Source organism: Streptomyces xylophagus (genome assembly GCF_000716435.1).
GTDB lineage: Bacteria > Actinomycetota > Actinomycetes > Streptomycetales > Streptomycetaceae > Streptomyces > Streptomyces xylophagus.
The window spans coordinates 1-572 of the sequence record NZ_JNWO01000119.1; the positions used below are offsets into that span (position 1 = coordinate 1).

1 protein-coding gene is annotated in these 572 nt (G+C 71.3%); it reads right to left on the bottom strand.

Features of this window, described 5'->3' with window-relative positions; all coding sequences use genetic code 11:
• Positions 1 to 54: 54 nt before the first annotated feature.
• The coding region (locus OO70_RS50555; protein ID WP_043688338.1) for a 4'-phosphopantetheinyl transferase family protein at positions 55 to 572 on the bottom strand (518 nt) is incomplete at its 5' end.

Genomic DNA, 572 nt, shown 5'->3' on the forward strand with positions numbered 1-572 from the left:
GTCCTGGAGGCCACGGCGTTCGTCGTGGAGGACCTTTGAGCGCGCGCGTCGCGCTCACGGCCCGCCGAGGGCCTCGCCGAGGGCCTCGTTGAGGGCGGCGACGGCGTCGGCGTCGAGCATGGTGGTGATCTCGGCGTCCAGCGTGCGGCCGAGCCCCGCGTCGTAGACGGCGGTGCTGACGCAGAACTCCAGGCCGTCGCTGCCGAGGACGTAGGTGCAGAACGTCCATTCGTCGCCCGTGCCCGGGGTGCCGTCGGGGCGGTGCACCTGGGTCGGCCGGCCGTCGGGGCCGAACCCGAACTCCGTGAACCGGAACTGCAGTCCCTGTCCGATCGCCTTGCTGTAGGCCTCTTTCAGGGTCCACAGCCGCACCAGGCTCGGGTCGCGCTCGGCTAGCGGCAGCCGGGAGACGATCAGCCGTTCGTGCGGGGTGCAGATCTGCCGGTCCAGGCCGCGGCTGTAGATCCGGCGGTCCGAGCGCTCCGCGTCGACGCCGATCAGGCCCCGTGTCGTGAGTCCGACCAGCAGCAGGTCGTCGGTGTGGCTGAGGCTGATGTCGATCTGGTCGCAGC